The organism is Neisseria musculi (assembly GCF_014297595.2).
In the GTDB taxonomy this organism is placed as follows: Bacteria; Pseudomonadota; Gammaproteobacteria; order Burkholderiales; family Neisseriaceae; genus Neisseria; species Neisseria musculi.
Genome location: NZ_CP060414.2, coordinates 2,020,118 through 2,046,022, shown reverse-complemented (window position 1 = coordinate 2,046,022; position 25,905 = coordinate 2,020,118). Strand labels below are relative to the sequence as shown.

The window sequence follows — 25,905 nt, the reverse complement described above, 5'->3', positions numbered from 1 at the left end:
TTTGAAACGAAAAGATGCTCGGGTCAAGCCCGAGCATGGCGCAGAGGTTTTAAGATGCTGAAAGGGATTTTGCAAAGATCTCAGGCGACAAGTTGACTTGAAAGGCAAAGGCCGTCTGAAAGCTGTTTCAGACGACCCCCAACGGTTTTTGGCATTATTGAACCCGCGCCCCTCCGCTGCACACGGCGGCGGCAGGATCCGTGCCGAACAGCGCGCTGATGTCGGTTTCGTCAAACACATAGCGGGCGCTGCAGAAATCGCAGTCGATTTCCACGCTGCCTTGTTCTTCCAAAACCGAGCCGACTTCTTCGCCGCCCAGCATCAGCAGCATATCGCTGACCTTGCCGCGCGAGCAGGTGCAGGCAAATTCGATGGGCTCGGCATCAAACACGCGCGGCGGGGTTTGGTGGAACAGGCGGTAAAGCAGGCTGTGCGCGTCTAACTGTACCAGCTCTTTTGCGCTCACGGTTTGCACGAGCGTGCCAACGTGTTCCCAAGATTCGGGATCGGGGGCGGACTCGGGCAGACGCTGCACCAGCAGGCCGCCGCAGGCTTCATCGGAAGCGGCCAGCGTGATGCGGGTGTCGAGCTGTTCCGAGCGTTTCATATAGTTCATCAGCATTTGCGCAATGCCCTCGCCCTCGAGCGGAACCACCCCCTGCCACGGTTCGCCCTCTTGCGGTTGCAGGGTAATCGCAAAAATGCCGTTTCCGCCCAGCAGGCTGTGCAGGTTTTCATCATCGTTGATGACCGACTGCGTGTCCCATCGGGCAGTGGCGCGGCAGGTGCCGGCAGATGTGGCTTCCACCACCAGCATTTTCAGACGGCCCTGCCCCTGCACCTGCATAATCAGCGTGCCTTCGGTTTTCAGGTTGCTCGAAAGCAGCGCACCGGCAGCCAGCAGCTCGCCCAAGGCGCGGCGGATGGCGGCAGGGTAGCGTTTCTGGCCGGCGATGTGCCGCCATACGCCTTCCAGGCGCACGTGCTGGCCGCGCACGGGCATATTGTCGAAAATAAAACGGGTGCGGCAATCGGCACTGCGGGCGCTTGCGGCAGAGGGTAGGGTTGTCATAAAAACGTTTCCTGATCGGTTTTTCAGATGGCTCCAATATGGTTACAGGCCGTCTGAAATCAAGGCCGGTGCTTGAACATGCGCTCCAGCCCGGTGAAGCCGCACGTTTTTGCTGCGGGTGCTGCACTTTGCGTACCGGACGGCATTGCCCGGCCTTATCGGAAATATGCAGATTCACGGTTATGCTAAAATAGCGGCCTTTAAAAATAACCGGCCGCCACCGGCCGGTTGCAAAAATTGAGAAACTGAAAGGAAAATCATGGCCGGCCACAGCAAATGGGCGAATATCCAACACCGTAAAAGCCGTCAGGATGCCAAACGCGGCAAAATCTTCACGCGCTTGATCAAAGAAATCACCGTTGCCGCCAGAATGGGCGGCGGCGACCCTGCATCCAACCCGCGCCTGCGCCTGGCGGTGGACAAGGCCACCGGCAACAATATGCCCAAAGACAACATCCAACGCGCCATCGACAAAGGCACCGGCAATCTGGAAGGCGTGGAATACACCGAGCTGCGCTACGAGGGCTACGGTATCGGCGGTGCCGCGCTGATGGTGGACTGCCTCACCGACAACAAAACCCGTACCGTGGCCGATGTGCGCCATGCTTTCAACAAAAACGGCGGCAACCTCGGCACAGACGGCTGCGTGGCCTTCAATTTCGTGCATCAGGGCTATCTGCTGTTTGCGCCGGAAACAGACGAAGATGCGCTGATGGAAGCTGCGCTGGAAGCCGGTGCGCAAGACGTGGTGGCCAACGACGACGGCTCCATCGAAGTGATCACCGCCCCCAACGATTGGGCGGGCGTGAAAGCCGCGCTCGAAGGGGCAGGTTTCCAATCGGAAGACGGCGACGTTACCATGCGCGCGCAAAACGAAACCGAGCTGAGCGGCGAAGATGCCGATAAAATGCAGAAGCTCATCGATGCGCTCGAAGATTTGGACGATGTGCAAAACGTTTACACTTCTGCCGTGTTGAATTTCGAATAAGCGGGCAGGCCTGCCGTTGTTTTTACAGACAAGGCCGTCTGAAAGGTTCAGACGGCCTTGAAAGCGCATCATATAACCATACTGTTTTTTCAACGTATCCGACATCATGATTTACCCCAAAACCTACGATGTAATCGTGGTCGGCGGCGGCCATGCCGGCACCGAAGCCGCGCTGGCTGCCGCCCGCATGGGCGCGCAAACCCTGCTGCTCACCCACAATATCGAAACCCTCGGCCAAATGTCGTGCAACCCCTCTGTCGGCGGCATCGGCAAAGGCCATTTGGTGCGCGAAGTCGATGCGCTGGGCGGCGCAATGGCGCTGGCTGCCGATAAGAGCGGCATCCAGTTCCGCCGCCTTAACGCCAGCAAAGGCTCGGCGGTGCGCGCCACCCGCGTGCAGGCCGACCGCATTCTCTATAAAGCGGCCATACGCGGTATGCTCGAAAACCAGCCGAATCTCGAAATTTTCCAACAGTCGGTGGAAGACATCACGCTGGAGGGCAGCCACGCAGCGGGCGTGAAAACCGAGATGGGCGTGGAATTCAAAGCCCGCGCGGTGGTATTGACCGCCGGCACGTTTCTGGCCGGCAAAATCCATATCGGCCTGCAAAACTATGCCGGCGGCCGCGCCGGCGACCCTGCCGCGCAGGGGTTGTCGGGCCGTCTGAAAGAGCTTAGCCTGCCGCAGGGCCGTCTGAAAACCGGCACGCCGCCGCGCATAGACGGGCGCACCATCGATTTCTCACAACTCGCCGAACAGCCCGGTGATACGCCTGTGCCGGTGTTTTCCGTGCGCGGCAGCGCTGCCATGCATCCGCGCCAGGTTTCCTGCTGGATTACCCACACCAATCTGCACACCCACGAGATTATCCGCTCGGGTTTCAGCCGCAGCCCGATGTTTACCGGCAAAATCGAAGGCACCGGGCCGCGTTACTGCCCCTCGATAGAAGACAAAATCAACCGCTTTGCCGATAAAGAAAGCCACCAGATTTTTCTCGAGCCCGAAGGGCTCGCCACTCACGAATACTACCCCAACGGCATCTCCACCAGCCTGCCGTTCGACATCCAACTGGCGCTGGTGCGCAGCATGAAAGGCTTGGAAAACGCCCATATCCTGCGCCCCGGCTACGCCATCGAATACGATTATTTCGACCCGCGCAACCTCAAAGCCAGCCTGGAAACCAAAACCGTTGCCGGCCTGTTTTTCGCCGGCCAGATCAACGGCACCACAGGCTACGAAGAAGCGGCGGCACAAGGCCTGCTGGCCGGCGCAAACGCCGTGCAGTATGTGCGCGAACAAGAACCGCTGCTGCTGCAGCGCGGGCAGGCTTATCTGGGCGTGTTGGTGGACGATTTGATTACCCAAGGCGTAAACGAGCCTTACCGCATGTTTACCAGCCGCGCCGAATACCGCCTGCAGTTGCGCGAAGACAATGCCGATATGCGGCTCACGGAAACCGGCCGCCGCCTCGGGCTGGTTTGCGAAGCCCAGTGGCGGGCGTTTAACGAAAAGCGCGAACAGCTCGAGCGCGAAATCCAGCGGCTGAAAAACACATGGTACACGCCGCAGAAACTGCCCGAAAGCGAGCAGCTGCGCGTGTTCGGCCAAACACTGTCGCGCGAGGCCAGCCTGCACGATCTGCTGCGCCGCCCCAATATCGGTTACGCCGATCTGATGACGCTGGCGGGCGCGCGGCCGTCTGAAAACCTGGCCGCCGATGTGGCGGAGCAGGTGGAAATCCAAGTGAAATACCAGGGCTATATCGACCGCCAAAACGAAGAAATCGGCAGCCGTAAAGATTTGGAGCAGCTCAGGCTGCCCGCACATATCGACTACGGCAAAGTGAAAGGCCTCTCGGCAGAAGTGCAGCAGAAGCTCAACCTGCACCGCCCCGAAACCGTGGGGCAGGCCGGCCGCATTTCCGGCGTAACCCCCGCAGCGGTGGCATTATTGATGGTGCATTTGAAGCGCGGTTTTAAAGACGCAGAATAAGGAGCCCGAAAGGGGGGGAGCGGACGGTTGTTGAAACCGGCATCAGGCAGGCTGCAGGCCGGCATTAAGATGCAGCCGAACTGTAACGGAGCAGGTGGTTTGCGGCAATAGGGCAGTGCTGCTGTGTTTCCAAGCCTTTATCAACCGTCAGGCCGTCTGAATGTTTTCAGACGGCCTGACGGTTTGTCAAACCAACCGCGCATCAGCGTTTCATCTCGGCCTGAATGGCGCGGATGCTGGCTTCGCGGTCGCGGATTTCCTGCTGCAGGCGTGTGGTTTTGGCTTTGTCGCCTTTTTTCTTGGCAATGCTCAACTGGGCGTTGGCGCGCACCAGCGCGGCTTGCTCATTACGGATTTCGTTTTGCAGAATCTGATGGCGCGAAAGCTGCTGTTTGGCAGGGGCGGCGGTAATGTGCGGCACCACAATCGGTTTGCGCGGCGTCTGCTTTTTCGCTTTATTGTTGCGGATTTTCACCTGCAGCGAAGGCGAAGCGGCTTCGGCAGTGTTGGTAACGGTGGTGTCGCGCGCGGAAGGCGCGATTTTGATGTCGTGGGCAGGCTGCTCGGATTCCCAAGCGTTTTCGGATTGGCCGGGGAGCGCGATGCCGCCGGCGGGCAGGGTTACGGTGCCGTCCATCTGCGAGAGTGTGCAGCCGGCATTGAGCCGTATGGTGGAGTAAACGGCGCGGCCGCCGTCTTTGCAGATATAGGTTGCCGCCTGCGCGGGAAGGGCGGCCGATGCAGTGAAAACTGCGGCGATGCAGCAGAGAAACGGTTTCATGTAATGTGTTGTGATGGAATACGGAAACAGCAGGGTGCGGATTATAACCATATTGTCTGTAAAAGTGTTTTATGGCCGGTTGGCGGCCAACAAACGGCGGCAATTCCGCTCTGAGCGGTTTGATCCGCCCCTATAGTGATGTAAAGTTTTTACAATCAGGCGCACGGGCCGTCTGAAACATTCGGCGGAGAAGGGCAACACTATGTGTTCGGCAGGGGGCAAAATTGAGGGCGCAACCGGCAATCATCAGGAAAATATTGTTCAGACGGCCTTTATTGCAGGGAAATGCCGCCGCCGGCCAGGGTTGCCGCGCCCAAAATGCAGAAAAGGGCGCAGGCAGACAGGCGCACGGCTTTGGGAGGGATTTTTTTCATCAGTGTTTCGCCCAGATACACCGCCGGCAGGCTGGCGAGCATCAGGCCGAGTGTGCTGCCTGCCACCACCCCGAACATTTCTTGGTATCGGGCAGCCAAAAGCACGGTGGCAATCTGCGTTTTATCACCGATTTCGGCCAGAAAAAACAGCGCCGCAGTGGCGCCGAACGCGCCGTATTTCAGCCAGCGGTTGTCGGGGCCGCCGGGAGGGTCGGGCAAAAGCAGCCACAGGCCGACCGCAATAAAGCTCAGGCCGACAATCCATTTCATCACTTCGGGCGGCACGGTTTGTGCCAGCCACACGCCGAACACGGCAGAAACGGCATGGTTGAGCAGGGTTGCGGTGAAAATGCCCGCCGCAATCGTGTTTTTGCGGGCGAAACGGGCGGCGAGAAACAAGGCCAGCAGTTGGGTTTTATCGCCGATTTCGGCGATGGCCACGCCCAGGGCAGAAGAGAAAAAGGCTTCCATTGAAACACCCCAAACCGTTGCGGGCAGACCGAAAGCACGGCAAACACCGCCCGCGCGGGGGTTTGCGTGCCTTAAGTCTTTCCTGTCTCCGGTTGCGGGCGGAGATACCGCTGCCACGCCTGCAAGGCAATTGTGTTGACAGCGGTTCCGGCCGCCTGAACGGGCCGGATGGCTACTCCCTTAAGGGATGGCGCAGGCGGCAGGCGCTTGCGCAGGGCGGATTATAAGGCGGCCTGCGCGGAGGCTCAAGGCCGAAAAACCCTGCCTGATGCAAGGTTACAGGCCGTCTGAAACCTTTCAGACGGCCTTTTCCTTTATAATCCCCTCTGTTTTTTCTATTTTTCAGACGGCCTGAATATCATGATTCCAACCCTGCTTCTCGTTGACGGTTCTTCCTATCTCTACCGCGCTTTTCACGCGATGGCGCCCTTAACCGCACCTGACGGCACGCCCACCGGCGCGCTCTACGGCGTGCTCAATATGCTGCGCCGCCTGCGCGCCGATTATGCGCACGACTATTGCGCGGTGGTGTTTGATGCTAAAGGAAAAAACTTCCGCCACCAAATGTTTCCCGACTACAAAGCCACCCGCCCGCCGATGCCCGATGAGTTGCGCCCGCAGGCGGAAATGCTGCCGGAAATGGTGCGGCTGATGGGCTGGCCGGTGCTGGTGGTACCCGATGTGGAAGCCGATGATGTTATCGGCACCTTGGCCAAACAGGGAGAAGCAGCGGGCTGGAACGTGGTGGTGTCCACCGGTGATAAAGATATGGCGCAGTTGGTGGGCGGACACGTTACGCTGGTGAACACCATGAGCAACGAAACGCTGGATATTGACGGCGTAAAAGCCAAATTCGGTGTGCACCCGGGCCAAATCACCGACTATCTCGCGCTGATGGGCGACAAGGTGGACAACGTGCCGGGGGTGGAGAAATGCGGCCCGAAAACGGCGGCGAAATGGCTGGAGCAATACGGAACGCTCGAAAACGTGATGGCGCACGCGGGCGAAATCAAAGGCAAAGTGGGCGAAAACCTGCAAGCCGCGCTGCCGCAACTGCCCTTGTCTTACCGGCTGGTTACCATCAAAACCGATGTCGATCTGCACGCCGAGCTTTCAGACGGCCTCGAAAGCCTGCGCCGCCGCCCGCCGCAATGGGCGCAGCTGGCGGTGGAATTCAAACGCCTGAATTTCCGCAGCTGGCTGAAAGAAGCCCAAGAGCGTATGCACGAAGGCAGCGGAGATTTGTTTGACACCGCCCATATCGGCGGACAGGCAGCGTTGGCGGCTGAGAGGCCGTCTGAAAACCTTTCAGACGGCCTGCCGCAAACTGCCCCCGCGCCTGCCGTGTTGGATTACCAAGCGGTTACCGCCGAAGCCCAGTTCGCCGCCCTGCTGGACAGATTATCCCAAGCCGAATCCATCGGAATCGACACCGAAACCACCTCGCTCAACCCGATGGATGCGCGGCTGGTGGGCATCAGCATTGCTTTTGTGCCGGGCGATGCGGTGTATATCCCGCTCGGGCACAACCCCACCGCTGCGCCCGAGCAGCTTGATTTAAATAATGTTTTAAGCCGCCTGAAACCGCATCTGGAAAATGCCGCGCTCAAAAAAACCGGCCAAAACCTTAAATACGACCAACATATTTTCGCCAACTACGGCATTGCCTTGAACGGCATTGCCGGCGATGCCATGCTCGCCTCTTATATTCTCGAAAGCCATTTGGGGCACGGCCTCGATGAATTGGCCTCCCGCTGGCTCGGCCTGCCCACCATCACTTATGAATCGCTGTGCGGCAAAGGCGCGAAGCAGATTTCTTTTGCCGATGTGGCGTTGGAGCAGGCCGCCGAATATGCCGCCCAAGATGCCGATTTCGCCCTGCGCATCGAAAGTTGGCTCAAAGCGCGCATGGATGCCGAACAGCTTGAAATGTATGAAAATATGGAGCTGCCGGTGGCGCAGGTGTTGTTTGAGATGGAGCGCAACGGCGTATTGATCGACCCGGGCGAACTCGCCCGCCAAAGCCGCGAACTCGGCAGCGGACTGTTGCAGCTCGAGCAGCAGGCCTACCAAATCGCCGGCCAGCCTTTCAACCTCAACTCGCCCAAACAATTGCAGGAAATTCTGTTTCACATCATGGGCATTCCCACCAAAGGGCTGAAAAAAACCGCTTCCGGCGGCATTTCCACCAATGAGGCCGTGCTCGAACAGCTCGCGCCCGACTACCCGCTGCCGAAAATCATTCTGCAAAACCGCGGCCTGGCCAAACTCAAATCCACCTACACCGACAAACTGCCCGAGATGATCAACCCGCAAACCGGCCGCGTACACACCACTTATGCCCAGGCCGTTGCCATCACCGGCCGGCTCGCCAGCAGCAACCCCAACCTGCAAAACATTCCCATCCGCACCGCCGAAGGCCGCCGCGTGCGCCGCGCCTTCACCGCCCCTGCCGGCAGCGTAATCGTATCCGCCGACTATTCGCAAATCGAACTGCGCATCATGGCGCACCTCTCCGGCGACAAAACCTTGCTGGCCGCCTTTCAAAACGGCGAAGACGTGCACCGCCGCACCGCCGCCGAAGTGTTCGGCGTGGCTCACGAAAGCGTCAGCAGCGAGCAGCGCCGCTACGCCAAAACCATCAACTTCGGCCTGATCTACGGCATGGGGCAATACGGGCTGGCCAAATCGCTGGGCATCGATAATCTCTCTGCCAAAAACTTTATCGACCGCTACTTCGCCCGCTACCCCGGCGTGGCCGACTATATGCAGCGCACCAAAGAGCAGGCCGCCGCGCAGGGCTATGTAGAAACCCTGTTCGGCCGCCGCCTCTACCTGCCCGACATCCGCGCCGCCAACGCCAACCAGCGCGCCGGCGCCGAACGCGCTGCCATCAACGCCCCCATGCAGGGCACCGCCTCCGACCTCATCAAACGCGCCATGATAAACGTGCGCAACTGGCTCGTTTCAGACGGCCTGCAAAGCCGCCTGATTATGCAGGTGCACGATGAGTTGGTGCTGGAAGTGCCTGAAGCGGAATTGGAATTGGTGAAGCAGAAACTGCCCGAAATCATGGCTGGCGTGGCAGACGGCCGGCTAAACGTGCCGCTGGCCGCCGAAGTGGGCGTGGGGGGGAATTGGGAAGAGGCGCATTGATAGGAAAATATAATGAATTTCTTTGAAAGATATCAAAAGAAAGTTAATAAGCTGCATGACAGAATGAGTGTTTTTAACAAAAAAAGAGAAATTCTTTCTGCAAGAGCTTCTTTGATTCGAATTGCTGCCATAAAAAATGAAATTGATGAACTAAAAAAAGAGCTGTTTAGTGAAGCTAAAAAATCTATTGAGAAAATTGACAAAATTTTAATTATATTACGATGCCAAAACCGACATCTAGACTTAGATTTATATAGACTTATTTCTCAATATGATGAATTTGATATAAAAAATAACTATAAATTTTATTCAGAAGATCCTGAAAATAAATGCAAAAATTTAAAAAAAGAAATATTAAAATTTAAAAAAGAGGAAGTGGATAAATTAGAGTTATCTATAAATACACTAATGTTAAAAGAATTGCTTGTAAATCAAAAATCATTACTGGAGAGACTATATTTTACAGGGGCAATTATTTTAGGAAGTCTGCCGATTTTATCTTTACTTGGACTTTTTACCTTATTGATTTATCTAAATCAAATTGATTCAACTTTGTATTTTATGGAGATAGCCGTTGATGGGGGAATATGGTTTTCTATCGCACTTGGAGGTACTATTTTTCTTACTCAATTATTAAGTCCATGTATCATCGTGTTTTCTCAAAGTGAAAATAGAAAAAATATAGATGTACTTTACATTTTATTTTTTTATTTAGTTTCTATTGTGATATCGGTAGTGGGATTTTATATATTTTATAATGAATACTTTTCTCTTGCTGCTGCAATTTTTTGGCATATTTTTATAATATTAATATCTCGATCATATAAAAAATCTCTACAGATAAGAGAAGTCGGGAGAGGGGTTAAATTTTTTGGAATTGTTGTTTTGTTCCTTCCTATTTTTATTTTTACAATGTCCTCCATTATTAAAGGGCTTGATTACCCTGTATATTTTAGGCTGCACAATGTGTTGAGAGTGATAGGGTTTAGCCAATCGGATTATTCTTGGTTTAAAGTAAATAATACTTATTTTGAAAGAACTGGTTTGCCTGTTAAATATTTAAAAGATAAAGAAAACCAATTTTCAGATATTCGTAATGTAAACTTGGTGCGAACCGGAGATGATGTATTTCTATACGGAAAATTATGGGTTAATTCAACAAAAATCAAAATTATCTGCCCTCCTGATAAATTTAATGATAAATACTCGCCGATAGATATAAAAGCTGAGGAGGTAAGGCAAAAGTGCATACAATTTCAAGCGGGGGATTTGCAAAATTTAATGGGATTGGTATCTCCGGTTAAAATTGAAAAATAGTAAGCGTATTCCTTGTGGCAACTGTATTTTAAATCCTGTCAATTAAAATAGAGTTGTTATGGCCTTGAAATTCAAATATACCAGGCTGTAACTTTTTCAAACTTCAATTCAGATTCAAATCCCTCGGGCCGTCTGGAAGCTGGCTTTCAGACGGCCTTAACGGCACTGGGTAGTATGCAAAAAAATTCTTTGCAAAACCTGTATTTTCAGATGAAACGTTTAAAACGGCGGTGCCATGTCTGGGTTTGACTCGGGCATTTTTATTTTATAGGCAGCAAGTATGGTAAATCCGCTTGATTGTTGGTGCCGTGCAGCAGGCGGCAGAGTGTACGGAACGGGTTCTGTTGCCGCTTGGGCGGCTGGCAAAACCGTTCTCTTTAAACTAAGGCACATCAGGAAATAAAGTGGATTGGCTATGAGATACAGTGAGGCAGAGACGGATGTGGCGGAATACGGATATCTGCAATGCTTTCAGGCAGTTTTTTAGGGATTGGAGCCTTAAGGCCGTGGCCGTTTTGCGGTTTCGGTCAATGCTAAAATTGTGGTTCTGCATATTGCAAATCCCGAAAAAATCCTGTTTTTAAATTTAAGCGGAATGTTATGAACACTGTTTTTATTGTGTTGCCGGTTTTGCTGTTGCTGATGTTCGGCTTGGGCTTGTCGTTCAAGCCTGCGGATTTTGCGGTGCCGGTGAAGCAGCCGAAGGCGGTGTTGGCGGGGGTGGCGGCGCAGATTGTGCTGCTGCCGCTGCTGGCCGGGATGGTGGTGTGGCTGTTTCAGCCTGAGCCTTATCTGATGGTGGGGCTGGTGCTGATTGCCTGCTCGCCGGGCGGTTCGTCATCGAATATTTTCACGGCGCTGGCCAAAGGCGATGTGCCGCTTTCAATTGTGCTCACGGTGGCAAGCAGCATCATCACGGTGTTTACTATTCCGCCGGTGCTGCTGTATGCGCTGGATGCGGCAGGGTTGGGCGGTGCGGCGGTGAAGTTGCCGGTGGGGCAGCTTTTGGTGCAGAACGTGGTGTTGGTGCTGCTGCCGCTGCTTTTGGGTATGGTGGTGCGCTATGCCCGGCCTGATTTCGCGCAAAAGGCGAAAAAGGGTTTGGATAAGGCGGCGTTTCCGGCGTTGGTGGTGTTGGCGGCGGTGTTTTTTGCGGCGAACCGGCAGATTATCGTGCAGCATTTTGCCGCGCTGGCGGGCATGGTGTCGCTGTTGATTGTGGCGGCGATGGGGCTGGGCGGGCTGTTGGCGGCAGGGTTGGGGCTGCCGGGCAGGCAGCGGCGCACGATTGTGATTGAGGTGGGGATGCAGAATGCGGCGCAGGCGATTGCCGTTGCCGGCAGCCCGTTTGTGTTAAACAATGAGGCGTTTGCGCTGCCGGCGGTGATCTATGCGCTGATGATGAATGTGGTTCTGACGGCTTATCTGGGGCTTTGCCGGCTGGTGAAAGGGTAGCGGAGCGGTATGGTGTTTCTGCATACTTTGGCCGTCTGAAAATGCAGCCGTTTATTTATAGAGGCCGAAATCATTTAAAAATATTCAAGTGATTTGCCGTTATTTCTGACTGCACGGGAATAACGGCAAATAAGCTTTTCAGACGGCCTTAAGATGTTTTTGCAAAGGCATCAGAGTACAAGAATACGGGCAAGCCGGGCGTACCGTATAGGGTGAGCCCGCTTTATTTGCGTTGCAGCATTACTGCGCCGGGTTCGAGAGAACGGTTTTGCCGGCCACCCAAGCGGCAGCAGAGCCGGTTTGTATTGTCTGTACGGTTTTCGGTTTGTTGCCTTGTGCCTCGAAAATGAAAGGGAGCCGCTATCAGAAACGTGTAAGACAGGCAAAAGCCAAACTGCCTGCATTGTCAGCCCAGGAACACCGGAACCAGCTCGAAACGGCTCAGCAGTTGTGCGGCAATATTGGCTGCGCCAAACAGCAGCACCCAGACAATCAGCAACCTGCCGCCGCCGATGCGGTAGCTTGCCGGTTTGGGAAACTTACGGCGGGCACGCCACAGCAGCAGCGCGGGCGTGAACGCCGTCCACACGGTGGCGGCCAGCCCCACATAGCCGATAACGGTTACAAAGCCCGTGGGATAAAGCAGGCAGCAGACCAGCGGCGGCAGAAAGGTGAGCGCGGCGGTTTTGGCGCGCCCGGGGGCGTTGTCGCCCCATTTGAACATATCGGCCAGAAAATCAAACAGGCCGAGGGTAACGCCCAGAAACGAAGTGGCAATGGCCATATAGGCAAACCACGACAGCGCGGTTTCCATGCTGCCCGTGTCGGTAAAGCGCGAAAGCTCCGCAATCAGCACCGATACTTTCCCTTCTGCTTCAATCACCGGCGAGAAAGCATGGCGCGGCAGGTTGCCGTGCACCGCCAACTGCCACAGCACATACACCGCCAGCGCAATCAGGGTGCCTGCTTTGAGCGCACGCGCCACTTTCGGCGCATCGCCGTTGAAATATTTCAGCAGGCTCGACACATTGCCGTGAAAGCCGAATGAGGCCAGGCACACCGGCAGCGCGGCGGCGGCATAAATCCAGTAGCGCGTGTCTTCGGCGGCCTGAGTGTCGAATAAAACCGGCAGTTTCACATCGCCCAAGAGGCCGCCCGTTGCCCAGAAAAACGTTAATATCATGCCGCCGATTAAAATGCCGGTGATTCTGTCCACCAGCCGCGTGGAGAGCCACACGCAAAGTGCCAGTGCGGCAAAAAACACCAGTTGCCCCGCCGCCGCGCCCACGCTTTCTCCCGCCAGCTGCGACAAAGCTTTGGTGGTCAGGTCGCCGCCCACAAAAATATAGGCATAGGTGAGCAGGTAAAGTACAAACGCCACGGCCAGATTATTGACCGTGTTCCAGCTTTTGCCGAGCAAGTCTTTCACCATGGTATCGAAGCTTGCGCCGTGTGGATAGTGTGTGTTTACTTCGAGCAGCATCAGGCCGGAGGCAAGCATGGAAAACCAGGTGTAAACCAGCACCACCAGCGAGCCGGCAAACCAAATGCCGGCGGTGGCCGTGGGGTTGGCAAACATACCTGCACCGATCACCGTGCCGGTGATAATCAGCGCGCCGCCTATCAGCGTTGGGGGTTTGGCAGACATAGTTTTATGTTCCTGTTTACAGAATTTTTCAATTATGCAGAAAAATGCGGCGGCAAACAATCACCGCAGGCTGGGCGAGGTGGTCTGCGGGCTGTGATGCAGCGGCTTTTACCCTGAGCGGTTTTATCGGGCAGACGGGCGGCCGTTTCGGCAGGTTGCGCCCATCAGGCCTGCGGCCGTCTGAAAGCATTGCAGCGGTGGCGGATGCGGTGGAAGCCCTCCGAAAAAACCAGCCGGGGATACGCCGTCTGAAAAAGCGGCAAACTGATGCGGCGTACCTGCAAGGGCGGCGGCAAATCTGTGTTGAAAAATATACAAACTGATGATTGTTCAGGAAAAATCCGGTGCGGGCGTTGTGCCTGAAAATCCAAGCGGGGCAGTTTTGCCGCCCGGTTTTGCCATCGCCGAAAGCCACTGTTTGCTTGGTGTTGCAGGGTTCCCTTTACAGGCACCGCTATCGTGAACCGCTTAATCTCCGTTGCTGCGCCTTGATTCAAAGGGAACGGTTTTGCCGGCCACCCGAGCAGCAGCAGAGTCGGCTCCGTATGGTTTGCAGCCTGTTGCCTTGTGCCGGAATATAGGGAGGATTCGCAATATAGGCCGTCTGAACGGCAGGCAGTTTTGTTTAGGGGTATAATACCGCCTTACCGCCTTACCGCCTTACCGCCTTACCGCCTTTTGGCGGGAGTGCGCCCGCCAAACCGGACAATGCCTGATACTGCGTCTGCCCAAGGCATGACAAAACTTCTACCCATATCAGGATATTTCTACCCATATCAGGAGTTTTACCATGAGCGAACCGAGCAAAGCCCCCACACCCGACCACGCCGAATACAATGCTTATTTCCCCTCCCCTTACTCCCTGAGCCGCTACACCGCGCCGAAAACCGATTTTGCCGGCCTTCGGTTCGACCAACCCTACACCGGCGGCAAATACAGGGTTTTGATGATAGGCACTGATGAGCGTTATCTGCAAATGCAGAACGGCAAACTGTTTTCCACCGGCAACCACCCTGTAGAAACCCTGCTGCCGATGCTGCACATTCACGAAGCGGGCTTTGAAATCGATGTGTGCACCCTTTCGGGCAATTCGGTCAAATTCGAAATGTGGGCGATGCCCCAAGAAGACGAAGCGGTGCAGAAGATTTTTGCAACCTATCTGCCCAAATTCCAAAAGCCGCTGAAACTGGCCGATGTGCTGGAGCGCGCCACCGCCTCCGATTCGCCCTATATCGGTGTGTTGATACCCGGCGGACACGGCGCGTTTACCGCCATCCCCCACAGCCGCGAAGTGGCGCAGGTTCTCAACTGGGCCGTGGCGCAGCAGCGCAGCATCATCACACTCTGCCACGGCCCCGCCGCGCTGGTTGCTGCTGCCGAACACGGCGCGTTTCCCTTTGCCGGCTACAATCTGGCCGTGTTCCCCGATGCGCTTGACGAAGGCGCCAATATCGACATCGGCTATATGCCCGGCCGCCTGCCGTGGCTGGTGGCCGAGCGTTTGCAGCAGCTGGGCATGAACGTGGTCAACAGCGGCATCAGCGGCGAAGTATGCCGCGACCGTGAGCTGCTCACCGGCGACAGCCCGCTGGCAGCCAACAACTTGGGCATACTGGCCGCCGATGTATTGCTGCAAGCCGCAGCAGAGTTTGGCTGAGCCGTCTGATGCAGGCCGAGGCCTTTGCAAAATCTTGAGGCCGTCTGAAAACAGAAATACCGCATTCCCGCGCAAACAGAAGTCCGAATAAAAATATTGGCGAAGCAAATCATTGGATGCCGAAGGCCGGGGTTTCCGGCTGCGCGGGAATGAAGGCAAATAAAGCTTTGGCGGTATTTTTAAATTTTACAAATATCAGGCTGTTAGGTTTGACTGCCGGAGAATACTGTTTAGATTATGAGGGCCGTTATCCAGAAAGTTACCCGTGCCGCCGTAGATGTGGTAAACGGTAGCGGGCGCGAAACCGTAGGCAGTATCGGACACGGCCTGGTGGTGCTGCTCGGCGTAGGCCGCAGCGACACCGAGGGCGATGCCCGCTACATTGCCGATAAAACCGCCAACCTGCGCATTTTTGAAGACGGTGCGGGCAAATTGAACCTTTCATTAAAAGACACCGGCGGTGCGGTTTTGCTGGTGTCGCAATTCACGCTTTATGCCGATGCCCGCAACGGCAGACGGCCGTCTTTTTCGGAAGCCGCCCCGCCGCAGCAGGCCGGCGCACTCTACGGGCAGGTGGCCGCCATGTTGCGAAGACACGGCATTGCGGTGGAAACCGGCCGCTTTCAAACCCATATGCAGGTAGATTTGTGCAACAACGGGCCGGTAACACTGCTGCTGGATTCTCAAAAAATGTTTTAACGGCTGCCATATACTTGCCGGTAACACTGCTGCTTTTACCGCAACCGGCCGAAACCTCAAGCGCGTTTCTTGCTTCAACGCCATACTCGGGCTTGGTTCCAAGTTTCTTTTTATAGAGAAAAGGCTATTCAGGCGCAACCCGATTATGGCAGCGGCAAGCATCTTTTCAGACGGCAGGGGCGGGTTCTGCCCCTAAGGTCTGCGGCCGTCTGAATGCCCCTGCCGCCGTTCCCGGCAAGCACAGGCCTGTATTTTAAACCAACCGATATCGTCATGCCGGCTGCCTTGAATCATGACGGCACCAACCCGCGCTGCGGTATGGTTTTCGTATGGTTCCCGGTCTGCCTTGTGTTGGTTGGAGTGGCAGGCGGTATAAAAACAACAGGCCGTCTGAACCATGTTCAGACGGCCTGATGCTGCTCCGCAGCCGTCAATCGGCCAGCAGGCTTTCGTCCAGCGTTAAGTCTTCACTTTTGTTTACGCCGACTCTGCGTTCGATTACATTGCGGGCGATGTTTTGCGCCTCGGCCAGCGAGTGCATTTGATAAGTGCCGCACTGATATTCGTTCAGCTCGGGGATTTCGTTTTGGCTTTTCACATCCAACACATCCTGCATCGAAGAGAGCCACGCATCGGCCACGCGGGCTTCATCGGGCGCGCCGATCAGGCTCATATAAAAGCCGGTGCGGCAGCCCATCGGCGAAATATCGATAATTTCCACACCGGCGCCGTTCAGGTGCTCACGCATGAAACCGGCAAACAGATGCTCCAACGTGTGTATGCCTTTTTCGGGCAGGATTTCCCGATTGGGCACACAAAAGCGCAGATCATAAACGGTAATATCATCGCCTTTGGGCGTGCGCATGGTTTTGGCCACCCGCACCGCCGGCGCGTGCATACGGGTATGGTCCACTTTAAAACTGTCGAGCAGCGGCATCATCGTTCCTTTGGAAAATTGCAGCAAACCCGAATCATAGCATTTTTCGGCAGCAGGCCGTCTGAAAACAAACGCTGCGTTTGTTTGGGCTTCGTGTAAATTTTTCTGCGTTTGTTTCGCAGCACTACCATCGGTGGAGAAGGACGGGCGGCCGGAGAGGTATAGGGCAGCCCGCTGGCAGTGGAGGTCATTGCTTTGGAAAAAGACCAAGTGTGTATCTGGTGCCGGAAACCCATCCGGCGGTATTGTGCAGGAGTTGCCGGGTGCGGCCAACCAAGTAAAAGAAGCTTCCGAAAAGGCGTACTTGGCCGACCCTGTGTGCGGAGCATTTTCGCAACCGTGCGCTAGGCAGTGGTTGCCGGGCCGCCGGGCTGCGCTATCTGTGCTACGTCAAAAACGTAATGCCCCGCTTTTGGTATGATGCTTGTGCTTTATCTGTATCTCTACTGACACTATCAAGAGAAAAACCTGCACCGGCAGCCGGTGCGGGGCTTCCTAAGGAGCGCAGAATGCAAAATACCATGCAGCCCGTAGGCCGAAGCTGCGGCGACCAGTCTGATGCACAGCGTTATTTTACAGTTTGGCGCTGGCATTTCTATGCGGGCGTATTCGTTACACCTTTTTTAATTTTGTTGGCACTCACCGGCTTGGGCATGATTTTTACCGCCAATATTTACGGCAAAGACGGCGAAAGGATGAAGGTTGCCGTTCAGACGGTTGCCAAGCCGTTGTCGCAACAGGCGCAGGTAGCGCTGGACGCCGTTGACAAGGCACAGGGTATGGTGGTGCAGTATATTGCTCCGCGTGCCGCTGATACAGTAGCCGTTTTCCGTGTTAATGACGGCAGCGGCAAAGCCACGATGGTGGCAGTCGATCCCTACACCGCCGAAGTGGCCGCCGCTTATCCGCGCAACAAGGGTTTTTATTACCTGATGGACAATATCCACAGTGATATGCTGTTGGGCGGTGTTGGCGACTATATTTTGGAAACTGCAGCGGCACTCACGGTTCTGCTGGTTATCAGCGGCTGGTGGTTGTGGTACCAGAAGCAGGGCAGTCTGCCGAGGATGCTGGTTTCGCCGTTCGGCAAAAAACGTTCGTGGTGGCGCAGCCTGCACGGTTCGGTTGGGACGTGGATCAGCTTGATGCTGCTGGTGTTTTGTGTGTCGGGCATGGCTTGGGCAGGGATTTGGGGCGGTAAGGCGGTGCAGGCGTGGAATCAGTTTCCGGCCGGAAAATGGGGTGTGGTACCCGATCCTGAGTCTGTTGTGCCTGTACATGGGGATCTCAATGACGGCGAAACCAAAGAAATCCCTTGGGTTCTTGAGCTGACCCCTATGCCGCAGTCGGGCACAACGGTAGGAGTGGGAGGTATTGCGCCCGGCCTGCCGCCAACGCTGGATACGGTGGACCGCTTCGCCCGTGAAAGCGGATTTCAAGGCCGCTACCACCTGTATTTCCCCAAAGGCAAAACCGGTGTGTGGACGCTCAACCGCGATTCGATGAGTTACGACAGCCCCAGCCCCACGGCCGACCGGACCGTACACATCGACCGCTACAGCGGCAAAGTGTTGGCCGACATCCGCTTTAACGATTACAGCGCGTTCGGCAAATTTATGGCCGCCGGCGTTGCTTTTCATATGGGGACGATGGGTTGGTGGAGCGTGGTACTCAACATGGTGTTTTGCCTGGCGGTGGTGGGTATGTGCGTCAGCGGCTGGATAATGTGGTGGCAGCGCCGCCCCAAAAATGCCGCAGGGCTGTTGCCGCCGCCGCAGAAAAACGTTGCCGCTCCCAAGACGCTGCTTGTTGTTTTGCTGGTATCGGCGGTGGTTTTCCCCACTGCTGCTGCCGCTGTTGCTGCGGTTTGGCTGCTGGACAGACTATTGCTGGTGTGCCTGCCTAGGATGGCGGCTTATTTGAAATAGCGGCTCTGCATTCTGCCTGTTTGCCGCCGGCCTGCATCGTTTGTGCTGTTTGACTGCCTGTCGGAGGAGGGAGTATTTCAGCTGAGTGGGGCTGTTTGATTTTTTAAGGCAGAAAGCTGGCGGTACAGCCATGTTTGATTCGCGGCCGTCTGAAAAAGTTTCAGACGGCCTTTATGAGTTTCATTCATCAACCCATGCAAATTTAGCGTTTGCCATACGGCGTAAAAACAGTCAATATCCAGCATTGACAAATTGTTCCACCGAATATTTCCGCAAAGGATACCTTATGAATACTTTTCACCTGTCCGGTTATCCGCGCATCGGCGCGAAGCGCGAACTGAAATTTGCCGTAGAAGCCTTTTGGAAAGGCGCGAAAACCGAAACCGAAGTCGAGGCCGTTGCCGCCGAAATCCGCCGCGCCAACTGGGCTGCCCAAAAAGCCGCCGGTGCCGATTTGCTGCCCGTAGGCGATTTTTCTTTTTACGACCATGTGCTCGATTTGCTGTGTACACTGGGCGCGGTTCCGAAACGCTTCGGTTTCGATGCCGCCGGGCTGACCCTGTCCGAATATTTCCAACTGGCGCGCGGCAACGCCACCCAGTTTGCGATGGAAATGACCAAATGGTTCGACACCAACTACCACTATATCGTGCCCGAATGGCACGCCGACACCGAATTTTCGGTTAATGCGGGCCGTTTGATTGCCCAAATCAAAGAAGCCAAAGCGCAGGGCTACGACATCAAGCCCACGCTCATCGGCCCCATCACCCTGCTGTGGCTGGGCAAATCCAAAGAAGAAGGCTTCAAACGCCTGAGCCTCTTGCCCAAACTGCTGCCGGTTTACGCCCAATTGTTGCGCGAGCTGGCCGCTGAAGGGGTGGACTGGATTCAGATTGATGAGCCGATTCTGGCGGTGGATGCCGATCAAAACTGGCTGAACGCCTTTGCCGGCACCTATAAAGAATTGGCCAACACCGGCGTGCGCATCATCATCGGCACGTATTTCGCCTCGGTTGCCGAACATCTCAACCTGCTGAAAAACCTGCCGGTTCACGGCGTACACATCGATGCCGTGCGCGCCCCCGAGCAACTTGCGGTGTTTGCCGATGCCTGGCCGGAAAACAAAGTGCTGTCGGTCGGCCTGATAGACGGGCGCAACGTATGGCGCGCCAATCTGAGCAAAGTCATCGACACCCTCAAACCCGTTGCCGGCAAACTGGGCAACAACCTGTGGATCGCGCCCTCCTGCTCGCTGCTGCACAGCCCGCAAGATTTGGCCGTTGAAGAAAAACTCGATGCCGAAATCAAATCGTGGATGGCGTTTGCCGCGCAAAAACTGGTTGAGCTGGGCGTGGTGAAACAAGCCCTGGCCCACGGCAAAGACAGTGTGAAAGAAGCCGTTTCCGCTTCCGATGCCGCCGCTGCCGACCGCGCCACCAACAAAAAAATCCACAACGAAGCCGTGCAAAAACGCGTGGCAGGTCTGCCCGAAGGCGCCGACCGGCGCAAATCACCGTTTGCCGAGCGCATCAAAGCCCAACAGGCTTGGATGAGCCTGCCCGTGCTGCCCACCACCACCATCGGCTCTTTCCCGCAAACCGCCGAAATCCGCCAAGCGCGCGCCGCCTTCAAAAAAGGTGAGTTGAGCGCCGCCGATTACGATGCCGCGATGAAAAAAGAAATCGCCTACTGCGTGGAAGTGCAGGAAAAACTGGAATTGGACGTGCCCGTGCACGGCGAAGCCGAGCGTAACGACATGGTGGAATACTTCGGCGAGCAACTGGCGGGCTACTGCTTCACCCAGTTCGGCTGGGTGCAGAGCTACGGCAGCCGCTGCGTGAAACCGCCGATCATTTTCGGCGATGTTTCCCGCCCCGAGCCGATGACCGTTTACTGGTCTTCTTATGCGCAAACGCTGACCAAACGCCCGATGAAAGGCATGCTCACCGGCCCGGTTACCATGTTCAAATGGTCGTTTGTGCGCGATGATGTGCCGCTGAGCCTGGTGGCCAAACAAATCGCGCTGGCCTTGAATGATGAAGTGTTGGACTTGGAAAAAGCCGGCATCAAAGTGATTCAGATTGACGAGCCTGCCATCCGCGAAGCCATGCCGCTGAAAAAAGCGCAATGGAGCGAATACCTGGCCTGGGCCTGCGAATCTTTCCGTCTGTCGTCCAGCGGTGCCGAAGACAGCACCCAAATCCACACCCATATGTGTTACTCGGAGTTTAACGATATTCTGCCGGCCATTGCCTCTATGGATGCCGATGTGATCACCATTGAAACTTCACGCTCCGATATGGAACTGCTGACCGCGTTCGGCGATTTCAAATACCCCAACGACATCGGTCCGGGCGTGTACGACATCCACAGCCCGCGCGTACCGACTGCTGCCGAAATCGAGCATCTGCTGCGCAAAGCGATGGAAGTGGTGCCGGTGGAGCGTTTGTGGGTCAATCCCGACTGCGGCCTGAAAACCCGGGGCTGGAAAGAAACCGCCGAGCAATTGGAAGTGATGATGGCCGTTACCAAAAAACTGCGCGCCGAGCTGGCGGCCGAATAATGCCGGGCCTTTGAAATAGAGAAACAAAGGCCGTCTGAAACTGAGTTCTGTGATCAACAGAGCTCAGTTTTTTATTGTGGAAAAGAGCTGTAGAGAATTCCGGCATTGTTTTCAGACGGCCTGAACCCCTGTACGATTTCGTAAAGATTGCGGCTTGAATAAGCTGCCGGCGGCCTTATATTAAAGCCCTGTCGAAATAACCAACCGCAAAGGATTCACCCAAATGAGCGAACAAAACCAAACCGTAGAAAACAGAGAAGCCGCAGAAATGCCGCAAACAGAGCAGGAAGAAGTGCAGGAGCAGCCTTCTTACGAAGATTTGGCAGCCAAAATCACAGAGCTGGAAGGTATATTGAAAGACGAGCAACTGCGCGGTTTGGCCAACGAGCAGAATCTGCGCCGCCGCCATACTGAGGAAATCCAAGCCGCACACAAATACGCCGGCCAGAAATTCGCTACCGAAATGCTCACGGTGAAAGACTATCTGGAAATGGCGCTGCTCGATCAGAGCGGCAATTTCGATGCGCTGAAAACGGGCGTGCAGATGACATTGAACGAATTAAACAAAGTCTTCGAGCATACCCAAATCACCGAAATCAACCCGCAGCCGGGCGACAAACTCGACCCCCACCTCCACCAAGCCATGCAGGTGGTGGAAAGCGGTCAAGAACCCAATACCGTTGTCGGCGTGATGAAAAAAGGCTACCGGCTGGCCGACCGCGTATTGCGTCCCGCCATGGTAACCGTGGCCGAAGGCGGTGAGGGCGGCAACTGAAAGCACCGTTTCAGCCGTTTTGCAGGCAGCAACTTCAGACGGCCTTAAGGGTTGGGGCATCAATGGCCGTCTGAAAGCAAAGCGTAAGGACGGGCTTGTGGATAAGTAAATCAAATAATTGAATTAAAAATAATTATTTCGTCAAAAAATTTAAGCGTGCATACTTGAAAAGTGAAAAACACACCTTATTTACCAACCCGACAGGGCAGAGGCCCGGATAGAATTTCAGAAATCATTTAAGGAGCAATAACACAATGGCAAAAGTAATCGGTATCGACTTAGGTACAACCAACTCATGCTTGGCTATTTCAGAAAGCGGCCAAACCAAAGTGATTGAAAATGCCGAAGGCGCGCGCACCACGCCTTCCGTTATCGCCTATTTGGACGGCGGCGAAATTTTGGTCGGCGCACCGGCCAAACGTCAGGCCGTAACCAATGCAAAAAACACCATTTATGCGGTAAAACGCCTGATCGGCCACAAATTCGAAGACAAAGAAATTCAGAAAGACATCGACCTGATGCCTTTCGACATTGTGAAAGCCGCCAACGGCGATGCCTGGGTGAAAGCGCAGGGCAAAGAGCTGTCGCCCCCGCAGGTTTCCGCCGAAGTGCTGCGCAAAATGAAACAGGCCGCCGAAGCCTATTTGGGCGAGCCGGTAACCGAAGCCGTGATTACCGTGCCGGCCTATTTTAACGACAGCCAGCGCCAAGCCACCAAAGACGCGGGCCGTATCGCCGGCTTGGACGTAAAACGCATCATCAACGAGCCGACCGCCGCCGCCCTGGCTTTCGGTATGGATAAAAACACCAAAGGCGACCGCAAAATCGCCGTCTATGATTTGGGCGGCGGCACCTTCGATATTTCGATCATTGAAATTGCCGATATTGACGGCGAAAAACAGTTTGAAGTGCTGGCCACCAACGGCGACACCTTCTTGGGCGGCGAAGATTTCGACCAACGCCTGATCGACTACATCATCGCCGAGTTCAAAAAAGAACAGGGCATCGACCTGAAAAACGATGTGATGGCGCTGCAACGCCTGAAAGAAGCCGCCGAAAAAGCCAAAATCGAGCTTTCCAGCAGCCAGCAAACCGAAATCAACCTGCCCTACATCACCATGGATGCCGCAGGCCCGAAACACTTGGCGATGAAAATCACCCGTGCCAAATTCGAAAGCCTGGTGGAAGATTTAATCGAACGCTCCATCGAGCCGTGCAAAGTGGCCGTTAAAGATGCGGGCTTGAGCGTGGGCGATATCGATGATGTGATTTTGGTGGGCGGCCAAAGCCGTATGCCCAAAGTGCAGGAAGCCGTTAAAGCTTTCTTCGGCAAAGAGCCGCGCAAAGACGTGAACCCCGATGAAGCCGTGGCGCTCGGTGCCGCGATTCAGGGCGAAGTGTTGGGCGGCGGCCGCAGCGATGTATTGCTGCTCGATGTAACCCCGCTGTCGCTCGGTATCGAAACCATGGGCGGTGTGATGACCAAGCTCATCAGCAAAAACACCACCATTCCGACCAAAGCATCGCAAGTGTTCTCAACCGCCGAAGACAACCAAAGCGCCGTTACCATCCATGTGCTGCAAGGCGAGCGCGAGCGCGCCTCGGCCAACAAATCGCTGGGCAATTTCAATTTGGGCGACATTGCACCGGCACCGCGCGGTATGCCGCAAATCGAAGTAACCTTCGATATAGATGCCAACGGTATCCTGCATGTGTCGGCCAAAGACAAAGGCACCGGCAAAGAAGCCAAAATCACTATTCAGGGTTCTTCGGGTTTGAGCGAGGAAGAAATCGAACGCATGGTGAAAGATGCCGAAGCCAATGCCGAGGAGGATAAAAAACTGACCGAACTGGTGGCTTCGCGCAACCAAACCGAAGCACTGATTCACTCCGTGAAAAAATCACTGGACGAATACGGCGACAAACTTGATGCCGGTGAAAAAACCAAAATCGAAGACGCTTTGAAAGCCGCCGAAGAAGCCGTGAAGGGCGAAGACAAAGCCGATATCGACGCCAAGGCCGAAGCCTTGGGCGCCGCCAGCCAAAAACTGGGGGAATTGGTTTATGTCCAAGCCCAAGCCCAAGCCGAAGCCAATAATGCCGGCGCGGAGCAGGCGGCAGGCAGCGCAGCCAACGGCAACGATGATGTGGTGGATGCCGAGTTTGAAGAAGTAAAAGACAAGAAAGACTAGTCTTAATGGCCGGTAGGCGAGGGCGCTTGAAAAAGCGCCCTTTCTGCGTTTCGGGCTTCAGATTTGTGCCCCGCAACCTTTGAGCAACCCACTCAGGCCGTCTGAAAATATTTGCCGCCGTTATTCTGCCGGCGCGGAGCAGCTTTGCAGGCCTGCATAACCGATAACGGGGTTTCATCATTTCAGACGGCCTTTTCAGACGGCCGGTGAATTTGGCAAAGGCGTTGCGCAGAATCTCTGCCGTTTTTTTCCCGGGAAAAAGTTACCCGGGCCAAGCCCGGGTATGGTAAGAGGTGTGAAACGATAAAGCTCATTTTTTCGGCTTCATCACCACCATATGCCGTTCGGCATCAAGCATGGGCACATGGAGTTTTTCTACTTTCACCACTGCCACCGAGGCAGGGATATGCTCCAATTCCTCATAAGGATACACGCCTTTCATGGCCGCCCAATAACCGTTTTCGTTCAAAAGGTGTTTGGTGAGCGAAATAAAATCAGCCAGCTCGGCAAACGCACGGCTGGTAACCACGTCCACCTTTTTATCGTGTACCGCTTCCACGCGGCCGGCGGCAACGGTTATATTATCCAGCCCCAGCTCAATAACGGCCTGTTGCAGAAAGGAAGTTTTTTTGGTGTTGGAATCCAGCAGGGTAATCTGCAGATCGGGTCGGCAGACGGCAGTGGGAATGCCGGGCATACCGCCGCCGGAGCCGACATCCATCAATGTTTTTGCGTCTTTCACAAACGGCAGCAGGGTCAGGCTGTCGAGAATGTGGTGGCTGATAATCGATGATTCATCGCGCAGGGCGGTCAGATTGTAGGTGGTGTTCCACTTGGTGAGTAGGGCAACGTATTCGAGCAGCAGCAATTGTTGGGATGGGGTGAGTGTGAGGCCGAGTGCCTGCAAGCCTTCTTGCAATTGTTGTTTGTTATTCATTGTGCGCGTTCCTTTGGGCTTGAATCCGCCTGCGGCAAACCGGCGTGCAGCGTGGCAGATAAGGTTACAGTTTTTTGATTGGCCGTAATCTTATCGGAAAACGGGCGTTTGCGTAAATTGCCTGCACAGTTTCAAGCCGTCTGAAAACAGATTTGCGGCGATGCCCGGCTGCGTTTTAGCCTTCCAGAAACTGCGTTTTCAGGCGGCCTTTTCGGTTCGAATGTTAAGCGGGCAGGCATGGGCGGCGGAATGATTCATCTGCTTGGAATGCTGTTTGGCGGCGGCGTTTGGTTTTACGGCATACGGAATCTATCCTGAAAAAAGTGTATCTATATGTTTATATCATTGAATAAATTTAAAATTTTTTTACTGCTTAAAATGGTTGCCCGTTCGAACTTTTCTTTTTCTCTGCTTTCTCACTGATACATGTTTCACAACATGGTGTTTTTTTACCAACTTCAAAAAAGGATATACAGATGAAAAAGTTTATCGTACTCGTATCGGCTGTCATGATGTCTGCCGCCGTAACAGCCGCTCCGGCGGATAAGGCCGACAAAAAAGTGGAAGACAAAGTGAGCACGGCCAAAACCGCTAAGTCTGCTAAAACCAAAGCTTCCACCGAAACGGCCGGCACCGGCGCAGCCGCTGCTACTTTTGATGCCTCGGGTGTGAAATCCGCCAGCGGCATTCAGTAAGCCGTTAAGTTTCGGAATAACAGCCGCCGTTAAGACGGTGTGCTGGTTATTCTGAAACTTTAAATCAGGTTTGATGCAACACCTGCCCCAAATGGGCGGGTGTTTTTTCATTACAAACGGTTGCGGATTCATCATCGGGGAAACCGATATTTTTATGCACAGGCAACGCCCGTTCACATCGAAGCAATCTAAGATGGCGCCTTCAAACAGAGCAAACCGGAATAACGGTTAGTCTGATATTTTGGTTCCATAACCTTTTTCTGAAAG

The 25,905-nt window shown here is 54.8% G+C and carries 20 protein-coding genes; 14 read left to right on the top strand and 6 right to left on the bottom strand.

The window, feature by feature from the left end; all coding sequences use genetic code 11:
* Nucleotides 1-154: 154 nt before the first annotated feature.
* A complete protein-coding gene (hslO, locus tag H7A79_RS10650; RefSeq protein ID WP_187000227.1) occupies nucleotides 155-1,072 on the bottom strand; it encodes an Hsp33 family molecular chaperone HslO in 918 nt (305 codons plus the stop codon).
* Between the two features lie 259 nt (nucleotides 1,073-1,331).
* Here hslO and H7A79_RS10645 point away from each other — a divergent pair, with 259 nt between their 5' ends.
* Both H7A79_RS10645 and mnmG read left to right on the top strand, forming a co-directional pair.
* On the top strand, nucleotides 1,332-2,060 hold the full coding sequence (locus tag H7A79_RS10645) for a YebC/PmpR family DNA-binding transcriptional regulator (protein WP_187000226.1): 729 nt from the start codon (nucleotides 1,332-1,334) through the stop codon (nucleotides 2,058-2,060).
* A gap of 106 nt (nucleotides 2,061-2,166) precedes the next feature.
* Nucleotides 2,167-4,053 carry a tRNA uridine-5-carboxymethylaminomethyl(34) synthesis enzyme MnmG gene (gene mnmG, locus H7A79_RS10640; protein WP_187000225.1) on the top strand — a complete coding sequence of 629 codons (1,887 nt, stop codon included), beginning with the start codon at nucleotides 2,167-2,169 and terminating at the stop codon, nucleotides 4,051-4,053.
* A gap of 202 nt (nucleotides 4,054-4,255) precedes the next feature.
* On the opposite strand, the gene H7A79_RS10635 is transcribed toward mnmG, so the two are convergent.
* Together H7A79_RS10635 and H7A79_RS10630 are read right to left on the bottom strand one after the other, a co-directional pair.
* Nucleotides 4,256-4,885, bottom strand: a complete 630-nt coding sequence (locus H7A79_RS10635) for a hypothetical protein (RefSeq protein ID WP_187000224.1) — start codon at nucleotides 4,883-4,885, stop codon at nucleotides 4,256-4,258.
* Between the two features lie 221 nt (nucleotides 4,886-5,106).
* A complete protein-coding gene (locus tag H7A79_RS10630; protein WP_187000223.1) occupies nucleotides 5,107-5,679 on the bottom strand; it encodes a TMEM165/GDT1 family protein in 573 nt (190 codons plus the stop codon).
* 360 nt (nucleotides 5,680-6,039) lie between these two features.
* On the opposite strand from H7A79_RS10630, the gene polA reads away from it, so the two are divergent.
* The 3 genes from polA to H7A79_RS10615 all read left to right on the top strand — a co-directional run bounded on the left by polA (nucleotide 6,040) and on the right by H7A79_RS10615 (nucleotide 11,607).
* Entirely contained in the window at nucleotides 6,040-8,835 is a 2,796-nt protein-coding gene (gene polA / locus H7A79_RS10625; protein ID WP_187000222.1) for a DNA polymerase I, read from the top strand.
* 12 nt (nucleotides 8,836-8,847) lie between these two features.
* Nucleotides 8,848-10,152, top strand: a complete 1,305-nt coding sequence (locus tag H7A79_RS10620) for a hypothetical protein (protein ID WP_187000221.1) — start codon at nucleotides 8,848-8,850, stop codon at nucleotides 10,150-10,152.
* Between the two features lie 600 nt (nucleotides 10,153-10,752).
* Entirely contained in the window at nucleotides 10,753-11,607 is an 855-nt protein-coding gene (locus H7A79_RS10615) for a bile acid:sodium symporter family protein (protein WP_187000220.1), read from the top strand.
* A gap of 406 nt (nucleotides 11,608-12,013) precedes the next feature.
* Here H7A79_RS10615 and H7A79_RS10610 read toward each other — a convergent pair whose 3' ends face one another.
* Entirely contained in the window at nucleotides 12,014-13,255 is a 1,242-nt protein-coding gene (locus H7A79_RS10610) for an aromatic amino acid transporter (RefSeq protein ID WP_187000219.1), read from the bottom strand.
* 44 nt (nucleotides 13,256-13,299) lie between these two features.
* Here H7A79_RS10610 and H7A79_RS10605 point away from each other — a divergent pair, with 44 nt between their 5' ends.
* From H7A79_RS10605 to H7A79_RS10590, 4 genes are all read left to right on the top strand, one after another.
* Nucleotides 13,300-13,578 (top strand): hypothetical protein, encoded by a 279-nt coding sequence (locus H7A79_RS10605; protein ID WP_135034504.1) that lies wholly within the window; start codon nucleotides 13,300-13,302, stop codon nucleotides 13,576-13,578.
* 467 nt (nucleotides 13,579-14,045) lie between these two features.
* On the top strand, nucleotides 14,046-14,912 hold the full coding sequence (gene hchA / locus H7A79_RS10600) for a glyoxalase III HchA (protein WP_187000218.1): 867 nt from the start codon (nucleotides 14,046-14,048) through the stop codon (nucleotides 14,910-14,912).
* 237 nt (nucleotides 14,913-15,149) lie between these two features.
* Nucleotides 15,150-15,611, top strand: a complete 462-nt coding sequence (gene dtd, locus H7A79_RS10595; protein ID WP_135034506.1) for a D-aminoacyl-tRNA deacylase — start codon at nucleotides 15,150-15,152, stop codon at nucleotides 15,609-15,611.
* 273 nt (nucleotides 15,612-15,884) lie between these two features.
* A complete protein-coding gene (locus H7A79_RS10590; RefSeq protein ID WP_187000217.1) occupies nucleotides 15,885-16,025 on the top strand; it encodes a hypothetical protein in 141 nt (46 codons plus the stop codon).
* Nucleotides 16,026-16,041: 16 nt separating this feature from the next.
* On the opposite strand, the gene luxS is transcribed toward H7A79_RS10590, so the two are convergent.
* Nucleotides 16,042-16,548: an S-ribosylhomocysteine lyase gene (gene luxS, locus H7A79_RS10585; RefSeq protein WP_187001699.1), complete on the bottom strand. Its 507-nt coding sequence runs from the start codon at nucleotides 16,546-16,548 to the stop codon at nucleotides 16,042-16,044.
* Between the two features lie 521 nt (nucleotides 16,549-17,069).
* Between luxS and H7A79_RS10580 the strand changes: the two genes are divergently transcribed.
* From H7A79_RS10580 to dnaK, 4 genes are all read left to right on the top strand, one after another.
* Nucleotides 17,070-18,476 carry a PepSY-associated TM helix domain-containing protein gene (locus H7A79_RS10580; RefSeq protein ID WP_187001698.1) on the top strand — a complete coding sequence of 469 codons (1,407 nt, stop codon included), beginning with the start codon at nucleotides 17,070-17,072 and terminating at the stop codon, nucleotides 18,474-18,476.
* A 286-nt stretch (nucleotides 18,477-18,762) separates the two neighbouring features.
* Nucleotides 18,763-21,039: a 5-methyltetrahydropteroyltriglutamate--homocysteine S-methyltransferase gene (metE, locus tag H7A79_RS10575; RefSeq protein WP_187000216.1), complete on the top strand. Its 2,277-nt coding sequence runs from the start codon at nucleotides 18,763-18,765 to the stop codon at nucleotides 21,037-21,039.
* A gap of 223 nt (nucleotides 21,040-21,262) precedes the next feature.
* The gene (gene grpE, locus H7A79_RS10570; protein WP_187000215.1) at nucleotides 21,263-21,814 is read left to right on the top strand and encodes a nucleotide exchange factor GrpE; all 552 of its coding nucleotides are present in this window, start codon (nucleotides 21,263-21,265) and stop codon (nucleotides 21,812-21,814) included.
* A 254-nt stretch (nucleotides 21,815-22,068) separates the two neighbouring features.
* The gene (gene dnaK, locus H7A79_RS10565; RefSeq protein WP_187000214.1) at nucleotides 22,069-24,006 is read left to right on the top strand and encodes a molecular chaperone DnaK; all 1,938 of its coding nucleotides are present in this window, start codon (nucleotides 22,069-22,071) and stop codon (nucleotides 24,004-24,006) included.
* 310 nt (nucleotides 24,007-24,316) lie between these two features.
* Here dnaK and rsmG read toward each other — a convergent pair whose 3' ends face one another.
* Entirely contained in the window at nucleotides 24,317-24,943 is a 627-nt protein-coding gene (gene rsmG, locus H7A79_RS10560; protein ID WP_135034510.1) for a 16S rRNA (guanine(527)-N(7))-methyltransferase RsmG, read from the bottom strand.
* 476 nt (nucleotides 24,944-25,419) lie between these two features.
* Here rsmG and H7A79_RS10555 point away from each other — a divergent pair, with 476 nt between their 5' ends.
* The gene (locus H7A79_RS10555; protein ID WP_135034511.1) at nucleotides 25,420-25,638 is read left to right on the top strand and encodes a hypothetical protein; all 219 of its coding nucleotides are present in this window, start codon (nucleotides 25,420-25,422) and stop codon (nucleotides 25,636-25,638) included.
* Nucleotides 25,639-25,905 lie beyond the last annotated feature (267 nt).